The 6,886-nt window shown below is 67.0% G+C and carries 5 protein-coding genes; all 5 read left to right on the top strand.

The window, feature by feature from the left end; genetic code table 11:
* On the top strand, positions 1–1,303 hold a 1,303-nt coding region (locus tag RH91_RS16490), incomplete at its 5' end, for a class I tRNA ligase family protein (protein ID WP_232283542.1).
* Positions 1,304–1,441: 138 nt separating this feature from the next.
* The gene (locus tag RH91_RS16485; RefSeq protein ID WP_029624003.1) at positions 1,442–2,923 is read left to right on the top strand and encodes an MATE family efflux transporter; all 1,482 of its coding nucleotides are present in this window, start codon (positions 1,442–1,444) and stop codon (positions 2,921–2,923) included.
* Between the two features lie 196 nt (positions 2,924–3,119).
* Entirely contained in the window at positions 3,120–4,112 is a 993-nt protein-coding gene (gene hemB / locus RH91_RS16480) for a porphobilinogen synthase (protein ID WP_010164096.1), read from the top strand.
* Positions 4,113–4,119: 7 nt separating this feature from the next.
* Positions 4,120–4,650, top strand: a complete 531-nt coding sequence (locus RH91_RS16475) for a GNAT family N-acetyltransferase (protein WP_010164094.1) — start codon at positions 4,120–4,122, stop codon at positions 4,648–4,650.
* Positions 4,651–4,689: 39 nt separating this feature from the next.
* Positions 4,690–6,879 carry a spermidine synthase gene (locus RH91_RS16470; protein WP_010164093.1) on the top strand — a complete coding sequence of 730 codons (2,190 nt, stop codon included), beginning with the start codon at positions 4,690–4,692 and terminating at the stop codon, positions 6,877–6,879.
* Positions 6,880–6,886: the final 7 nt, after the last annotated feature.

The raw sequence follows: 6,886 nt of genomic DNA, 5'->3' as shown, positions 1-6,886 counted from the left end.
CGCTTCGACCGGCGTCGCCTTTGGTAATGCAGGACAGCCCCTCTCCCCGACCCTCTCCCCTGAAGGGGAGAGGGAGACTTTAGGCGGCCGCTACCCCAACGACGTGCTCATCTCGGGCTTCGACATCCTGTTCTTCTGGGATGCGCGCATGATGATGCAAGGTTTGCACTTCATGGGTGATGTTCCATTCAAGACGCTGTATTTGCACGGTCTTGTCCGCGCGACAGACGGCGCGAAGATGTCCAAATCGAAGGGCAACGTGGTCAACCCGCTCGGCCTGATCGACCAGTACGGTGCGGATGCGCTGCGCTTTTTCATGGCAGCGATGGAGAGCCAGGGCCGCGACATCAAGATGGATGAGAAGCGCGTCGAGGGCTATCGCAACTTCGCGACGAAGCTGTGGAACGCGTGCCGCTTCGCGCAGGGCAACGGGATTGGCGCGAGCAAGACGCTTGAGGCGCCGCGCGCCATTCTCGCGGTCAACAAATGGATTATCGCCGAGACGATCGCGACCGTTCAGGCGGTCGACCTCGCGCTCGCCGACCTGCGGTTCGATGGCGCGGCGAACGCGGTGTATCAGTTCGTGTGGAGCCGCTTCTGCGACTGGTATCTCGAGCTGATCAAGCCCGTGCTCGGCCAGATGGACGCGCCCGCCACCGGGCCGGATGCCGACGAGACACGCGCGGTTGCGGGCTGGGTGATCGACCAGATCCTCGTTTTGCTCCACCCGTTCATGCCCTTCATCACCGAAGAACTGTGGAACGCGATGGGTCCGCGCGACACCAACCTGATCGTCGCGCAGTGGCCGATGGCGGATGCGCGTGCGCTCGATCCTGCTGCGAGCCAGGAGATCGACTGGCTGATCAGGCTGATTGGAGAGGTCCGCGCCGCACGGACCGAACTGAACGTCGCACCGGGCACGCGGATGCCGGTGCATGTCCGCGATGCCGGACCGGAAACGCTGGCGCGGCTCGAGCGGCAGGCGGGCGTGATCGCGCGGCTCGCCCGAATCGATCTCGCGACGGGCGATGCGCCGGCTGGCGGGGCGGTGCAGGTCGTCGTCGACGAGGCGACCTTTGTCCTGCCGCTGGCGGGGGTGATCGACCTCGACGCCGAACGTGCGCGCCTGACCAAGGGGATCGAAGCGGCGGCCAAGGAGCGTGATGCGCTGGCGGGGCGGCTCGGCAACCCCAGCTTCGTCGAACGCGCCAAGCCCGAAGCGGTGGAGAAGGCGCGCGCCGATCATGCGGAAAAAGCTGCAGAAGCGGAGCGACTGAGCGCGGCATTGGCGCGTTTGGGATAAATCCCCGTCACCCCGGCGCAGGTCGGGGCCGCCGGGTTGGTGCGCGCAACCGCTGTTGCGAACCCTGACCTGGCGGCCCCGGCCTTTGCGCCGGGATGACGGGAAATGTCCTCCCGCAAGAGGATGAACGGAGGGCATGTGAGCGACGTAGCCGACAGGACCAGCGCCCGGCCGACCGCGTCCCCCGGTCGTGCGCAACGCGATCTCACCTCGGGGCCCATCGCCACGACATTGCTCGCTTTCGCGCTGCCGACGCTCGGTTCGAACATCCTGCAATCGCTCAACGGGTCGATCAACACGATCTGGGTCGGGCGCTTCCTCGGCGAAGGCGCGGTCGCGGCGACCGCAAACGCCAACACGATCATGTTCCTGATGTTCGCGGCGGTCTTCGGCTTCGGCATGGCCGCGACGATCCTGATCGGCCAGTCGATCGGCCGCCGCGACGTCGAGTCTGCACGGCGCGCGTTCGGTGCCTCGATCGGGCTGGTGATGGGCGGTGCGGTGGTCATCGCCGCACTCGGCTGGATCTTCTCGCCCGATATCCTGACGAGCCTGTCGACACCGCCGAGCGTCCAACCGCTTGCACTCGCCTATCTCCGCGTGATCTTCCTCGGGCTGCCCGCGACGATGCTGCTGGTGCTGCTCGGCATGGCGCTCCGCGGTGTCGGCGATTCGGTGACGCCCTTGTGGTTCACCGCGCTCAGTGTGCTGCTCGATAGCGGGCTCAACCCGGTGTTCATCCGGGGCTGGTTCGGCATGCCCGAAATGGGGATCGCAGGTTCGGCGGTGGCGACGCTGATCGCGGTCCACGTCGCGTCGCTGGGGTTGCTCGCGTACATCTACAAACGCGACTTGCCGATCCGACTGCGCGGCGCCGAGCTTGGCTATCTCATCCCCTCGGCGGCGCTGGCGCGGACGATCCTGCTCAAGGGCCTGCCGATGGGCGCGCAGATGCTCGTCGTCTCGGTCGCCGCACTGACGATGACCGGCCTGGTCAACCGCTACGGGGTGGATACCACGGCGGCCTATGGCATCTCGATGCAATTGTGGGGCTACATCCAGATGCCCGCGCTCGCGGTCGGCGCGGCGGTGAGCAGCATGGCGGCGCAGAACATCGGCGCCGGGCAATGGGAGCGGGTCGATCGCATCACCGTGGCGGGGCTGGTGTTCAGTGCGGCGCTGACAACGACGATGGTGATCGCGATCATCGCGTTCGACCGTCCGGTGATGCTGTTGTTCCTCGGCGGCGAGAGCGCAGCGCTGCCGATCGCGCGGCATATCCAGGTGCTGGCGAGCTGGAATTTCATCATCTTCGGAATGACGATGGTGCTGTTCTCGACCGTCCGCGCGAACGGCGCGGTGTGGGCACCGCTGACGATGCTGTTCATCGCTATGTATCCAGTGCGGCTCGGGTTCGCGCTCGCGTTCCAGCCGGCCTTGGGGGCGGATGCGCTGTGGTGGAGCTTTCCGCTCGGGTCGGTCGCGAACTTCGTGATGGCGGCGGGCTATTATCGCTTTGGCGGGTGGCGAAGGCAGCGGCTTGCAGTGCCGTCCGTGGAGGCAAACGAGCAGAGCCAGAACCCGGCGGAACCCGGCGGGCGGTTGCACCCGGCGGGGTGAGGGTTTGCGCCCTTTTCGTCATCCCCGCGAATCCGGGGATCCATACTGGCTGGCCTCGGAAAGCCGGGCGTGGCGCTAATGGATTCCCGCCTTCGCGGGAATGACGGGGGATGGGGGCGGTGGGGTCCACACCTGGCTCGCGTAGCGCCACGTTCTACCCTTGCGCCACCCCCGGCGAAGTTCCAGAACGCAGCTCATGACCGCATCCTATCCAGCCCTCCGCCTCCGCCGTACCCGTGCCAGCAGCTGGAGCCGCCGGCTCTACGCCGAGACCGTGCTGACCCCCGCCGACCTGATCTGGCCGCTGTTCATCGCCGAGGGGCAGGGTGTCGAGGACCCGATCGCGTCGCTGCCGGGCGTGTCGCGCTGGTCGATCGACGGGATCGTCGCGCGTGGGCGCGAGGCGCGCGACCTCGGGATTCCGTGCATCGCCCTGTTCCCCAACACACCTGCGCATCTGCGCACCGATGACGGACGCGAGGCGCTCAACCCGGACAACCTGATGTGCCGCGCGATCCGCGCGCTCAAGGATGCGGTGCCCGAGGTCGGCGTGCTGACCGACGTCGCGCTCGATCCCTATACCACCCACGGGCATGACGGGCTGGTCGACGCGGCGGGCTATGTCGTCAACGACGCGACCTCCGAGGCGCTGGTCGGTCAGGCGCTGACGCAGGCCGAGGCAGGTTCGGACATCATCGCGCCATCGGACATGATGGACGGCCGGATCGGCGCGATCCGCGAGGCGCTCGAGAATGGCGGGCACCATAATGTCCAGATCATGTCCTACGCCGCCAAATATGCGAGCGCCTTCTACGGCCCCTTCCGCGACGCGGTCGGCAGCCGCGGGCTGCTCAAGGGCGACAAGAAGACCTACCAGATGGATTCCGCCAATGCAGAAGAAGCGCTCCGCGAGGTCGCGCTCGATCTGGCGGAGGGCGCGGACAGCGTGATGGTCAAGCCGGGGATGCCGTATCTCGACATCATTCTGCGCGTGAAGTCGGAGTTCCAAGTCCCTGTCTTCGCTTATCAAGTTTCCGGCGAGTATGCGATGATCGAGGCTGCGGTAGCCGCCGGTGCGGCCGAGCGCGATGCGATGGTGCTCGAGACCCTGATGGCGTTCAAACGCGCGGGCACGTCGGGCGTGCTGACTTATCATGCCGCGCACGCTGCGCGGTTGCTCGGGGCATGAGGCTCGCATGATCGAGACCGCGCGGCTGACGTTGCGCTTGGTCGAGCCGCGCGACAAGGCGGCGCTGTGGGCGCAGTGCTGCGATCCCGAAGTCATGCGCTACCTTCTCCCCGTCGCGGACGAAGCCGCGCTCGATGCGATGATGGCGCGGATGCACGCGTCGCAGCAGGAGCATGGCTTCGCGTTCTGGATCGTCGAACACCGTAACGACGGTGCGCTGCTCGGAATTTGCGGTCTCAAGCCCGGCGCGCCCGATACGCCGATCGAGGGGGTGCTCGAGATCGGCTGGCGTTTTTCGCGGCCGTTTTGGGGGCGGGGCTACGCGCGGGAGGCGGCGCAGGCGACGCTCGACTGGGCGTGGGCGAACCTGCCGGCACCGCAGATCGCGGCGATCACCGTTCCCGACAACGCCGCAAGCTGGGGGCTGATGGAGCGTCTCGGCATGCACCGGATCACCGACGGTGATTTCGATCACCCGCTCGTCGCCGACGACAGTCCGCTCAAGCGGCATATCCAATATCGTATCGACAGGCCCTGAATGACGCCATCTTCTGGCCGGCCCCCAAGTCGGCAAACCGTGGTGCGCCCGCTGTTTGTGCTGACGATCCTGTCGAGTGCGTTCCTGCTGTTCCTGGTCCAGCCGATGGTCGCGCGAATGGCGCTGCCGCGGCTCGGCGGCGCGCCGGCGGTCTGGAACTCGGCGATGCTGGTGTATCAGGCGCTTCTGCTCGGCGGTTATGGCTATGCGCACTGGCTGGGACGGTTCGAGCCGCGGCTGCAAGGGCGCGTGCATCTTGGCGTGCTGCTGGTCTCCGGGCTGTGGTTGCCGATCGGACTGGGCGCGATGCAGCCGGGCCCAGGCGCGCAACCCGCGCTGTGGGTGCCGTGGCTGTTCGTCCTGTCGATCGGGCCTTTGTTCTTCGCGGTCTCGGCGCAATCGCCGCTGCTGCAACGCTGGTTCAGCCTGTCGAGCAAGGGGCAGGATCCCTATGCGCTGTATGCCGCCTCCAACCTCGGCAGTTTCGCCGGGCTTATCGCCTATCCGCTGCTGGTCGAGCCGGCGATGGCGCTGACCGGGCAGCGCGTGCTGTGGAGCAGCGGGTATATCCTCGTCGGGCTGCTGGTTGCATTATGCGCTGGCACGCTCCCGCGTGACCGGCCTTTGCAGGCCGCGACGACGGTCACTTCGCCGCCACCCGGGCGCAAGCGGGTGGCGCACTGGATCCTGCTAGCCTTCGTGCCATCGGGGCTGATGCTCGCAACGTCGACCTATATTACGACCGACATCGTCGCGATGCCGCTGCTGTGGGTGATCCCGCTCGGGCTGTACCTGCTGAGCTATACGATCGCCTTCGCGCGCGACCGCACCGCGGCCGACATCCAGACGCGGATCGCGCCGGTGGCGATCCTGCTGTTCGGCGGGATCCTCGTCAGCGGGATGCCGGGGATGCCGTATCTCGGCGCGATCATGGCGCTCGCGCTGCTGTTCCTGGTGTCGGTGTCGCTCCATACCGGGCTGTACCGGTTGCGCCCTGAGCCGGACCGGTTGACCGGCTTCTATCTGGCGATGGCGTTCGGGGGGGCACTGGGTGGTGTGTTCAGCGCGCTGGTTGCGCCATTGCTGTTCGACTGGACGTATGAATATCCGATCCTGATCCTCGCGGCGGGGGTGCTGACCCCGCATGCCTATCTGTTCGCGCCGTTGCAGCGACTGTGGGAAGCCCGGGTGCGACCGCGTCGTCTTTCGCTGGCGATCGTTGCGATCGCGATGGTCGGGCTGATCGGTGCAGTCATCGCGTTTCCCGGCAGTGGCGATACGCCGTCGACGCTGCAGCAGACCGCGTTGCTCATCGTCGTCGCGGTCGGCGTGCTCGCGATCGGCATGCCCGCTGCATTCGGGATGGCGTTGGGGGCAGCGCTCTTCGCGTTCGGCGGGTATCAGGCCATCGCGATCTCGCTCGAACCCGGCGCACGGACGCGCAGTTATTTCGGGATCTATACCGTCCACGACGCGCCCGGAGAGCGGCAGCTTGCACATGGCACGACCGTCCACGGTACCCAGCTACGCGGATCCCCAGCGCGCGAGCGAACGCCGACGGCCTATTACGTTCCCGGCTCTGGTGTGGGGCAGGCGATGCAGGCGTTGCCCGCGTTGTACGGCCGGCATGCGCGCGTCGGTGTCGTGGGCCTCGGGACCGGGACGCTCGCCTGTTATGCGCAACCCGGACAAGATTGGCGCTTTTACGAGATCGACCCCGCGATCGTGCGGATCGCGCGGGATACCGGGCAGTTCACGTTCCTGTCGCGGTGCCTGCCGCACCCCACGATCCTGGTCGGCGATGCCCGGCTCAGTATCGCCGCGGCGCGGCCCGTCTCGCTCGACCTGCTCGCGCTAGACGCCTTCTCGTCGGATTCGGTGCCGATGCACCTGCTGACGCGCGAGGCGTTCGCCAGCTACGCGCGCGCGCTTTCGCCGCGCGGTCTGCTGCTGGTGCATATTTCGAACCGGTTCCTCGATCTCGAACCCGTCGTCGCGGCGGCGGCGAAGGCGGGCGGGTGGCAGGCGGTAACGTTGTTCTACACGCCAGCAACACCGATCCGCGACGCCGCCACCATGTCGCAATGGATCGCCCTGTCACGCGACCCCGCGACGATCCGGGTGCTGAAGGCGCGCAATCCGGCGTGGCAACCGACGCGCGGTCGACCGGGCCTCGTGGCGTGGAGCGACGGTTATTCCACGATCCTGCCGTTGGTAAAGGGGCTGTAAGGGGGGG

The organism is Sphingomonas sp. PAMC 26617 (assembly GCF_000242835.1).
Classification (GTDB): domain Bacteria; phylum Pseudomonadota; class Alphaproteobacteria; order Sphingomonadales; family Sphingomonadaceae; genus Sphingomonas.
This window is presented reverse-complemented; position numbering and strand designations above follow the sequence as displayed.